The following is a 2,158-nucleotide window of genomic DNA, read 5'->3' as shown; positions in this document are numbered from 1 at the left end:
GCGTTTGTTGTACGACTACAACACCTTGACCAAAGCCCAGCGTAATGGTGTTCGTCACTTAGCTATCCATGCTGAAACAGGTAACACCGACATATATGTCAATGGTTTTTATGGTACGGAAGCGACCAACTTGGTGGTCTACGGAAATACGGTTGGAAGTGGCGACCCCTTGCTTGAAGGGTTCACGACTGACGATGTGACAGTAGATGATCCCACAGCCGATGAAGTGCGTGTCACGGTTGCATATGACTATACACCGATGGTGTTTACGGCAATTCCGGGCTTCGGGTTGTTCGATGACATTGCTCTTGGCATGACGTTGAGTTCTTCAGTCACTATGCGTGCAATGCGGGGAGGCTAAGTCGATGATCAGAATCCAAAACCTTAAAAAACAGAAAGGCATGACCAGTGTTGAGTTTGCGGTTGTTGGTGGCGTGTTCTTTGTTGTTCTGTTCGCCATCATCGAGTTTGGCCGGGTTATGTTCGTGATGAACATGCTGGATGAGATTACTCGGCGCGGTGCCCGCCTTGCTGCAGTCTGTCCGGTTGATGCGGCTTCTCAGACATTTATCAGTAATCAGGCGCGTTTTAATGGTGACTATCTGTCTGAGCTGACGACAGAGATGGTGGATATTGAATATTTTGAAGAAGATGGTGATCCGGCTGACCTGAGTAATCCAGCCACTGCCGTGACCCTTATTCGTTATGTGCGGGCCAGTATCAATGGGTATCAGCATCAACTGCTGATACCTGGTTTTAATGTAACTGTTCCCGTACCTGACTTTTCTACAACGATTCCAAGTGAAAGCCTGGGTGTACATCCGGATGGAAGCTCGGCGAGCTGTACTTAGGGAGATGAGCATGATGAATGACTTGGTAAATCATACCACGCATCAGGCCCCGATAGATCTAGGTCACAGGGATTGCCAGATATTGATTGCAAGCCGTTCCACCGCTGCGGTGGACAGCCTTCAGACAATACTGGCACCGCTACCGAAGACCAAGATCAAAACACAAGTGCTGGTGAATGGTCACATAGATCCGTTAGGTGGGCTTGATCGATTACCTGATCTATTGGTATTTCGGTTGGATTCGAACTGGGAAGTTGAGCTGGAAGCATTAAGTGCGCGGCCACCATCACAGAGACCACCGATGATTATTGTCAGTGCCGAGAGTGATCCGCAAGTTATGCGTTCCAGCATGCAAGCGGGGGCACGTGACTTTTTTGTCGAACCGTTTGAGCCTGAAGAGGTGTTGCGTTCTGTCGAACACCTCAATCGGGAGCTATTGGAGAATCCTTCGCAGCAAGATGCACGGATTACTGTAGTGATGAATGCCAAAGGCGGTTCAGGCGCGAGTCTGATCGCATCTAATGTCGCTCATGCGCTTTGTCAGGAGTATGAGCAGCGCGTTGCGTTAGTAGATTTGGATCTGCAGTTTGGTTCTCTTTCCTACTATCTGGATTTGCATCTGAAGCACGGAATCAAAGAAGCGTTAGATAACGTGGATGATCTGGATGCCATTGCGTTGGATGGTTATCTGGTGAAACACGCGAGTGGATTGCGTGTTATGGGTGTAGAGGAGGGGCGCATCATTCTCAATGATGAGGTGTCTTGTGAACGGCTTAGACATTTAGTTGCGTTGATGGCTCGTGCCCATCATCACGTCATTATAGATGTCCCACGCCAGATCGACCTGATCACCTCAACTGTTCTTGAAATGGCAGATCAGGTCATCATTGTAACGCAGCAAAGTATTACTCACTTGCGTGATACAGCACGACTGATGGATGTATTACGTGATGATCTTGAAATACCTGATGAAAACTTGCAGGTAGTGGTAAACCGCTACCAAAAAAATTCCCTGATCACCCGTACCGAGGTGGAAAATGCGTTAAAACAGCGCTCTTTAGTGTGTATTCCTAATGACTTCAAAAACGTTACCGACAGTCTGAATGATGGTATTCCGTTACTGGATATCGCTAAGCGAGCTCCCATTACGAAGGCAGTTATGGACTTATGTGAGGTCGTACAAGGAACACAGCAGATTGAAGATGGATCTGTGTTAGGGCGTTTGTTCGCGAAACTGAAGGGAGCCTAAGCCATGTCACTATTAAGCGATCGTCTCAACTTGCTTCGGGGGCAGGAAACAAAAGAAG

At 48.0% G+C, this 2,158-nt stretch carries 3 protein-coding genes; all 3 read left to right on the top strand.

Translation table 11 applies throughout. The features are described 5' to 3' along the window. Nucleotides 1–361 (top strand): hypothetical protein (locus ABYW01_RS20080; RefSeq protein WP_372836211.1); only part of this gene is annotated, 361 nt, incomplete at its 5' end. Nucleotides 362–365: 4 nt separating this feature from the next. Continuing rightward, nucleotides 366–851 (top strand): TadE/TadG family type IV pilus assembly protein, encoded by a 486-nt coding sequence (locus ABYW01_RS20075; RefSeq protein WP_372836209.1) that lies wholly within the window; start codon nucleotides 366–368, stop codon nucleotides 849–851. A gap of 82 nt (nucleotides 852–933) precedes the next feature. Next, a complete protein-coding gene (locus ABYW01_RS20070; RefSeq protein ID WP_372836207.1) occupies nucleotides 934–2,100 on the top strand; it encodes an AAA family ATPase in 1,167 nt (388 codons plus the stop codon). Nucleotides 2,101–2,158: the final 58 nt, after the last annotated feature.

Source organism: Pontibacterium sp. (assembly GCF_041587635.1).
Lineage (GTDB): Bacteria > Pseudomonadota > Gammaproteobacteria > Pseudomonadales > Balneatricaceae > Pontibacterium.
This window is presented reverse-complemented; position numbering and strand designations above follow the sequence as displayed.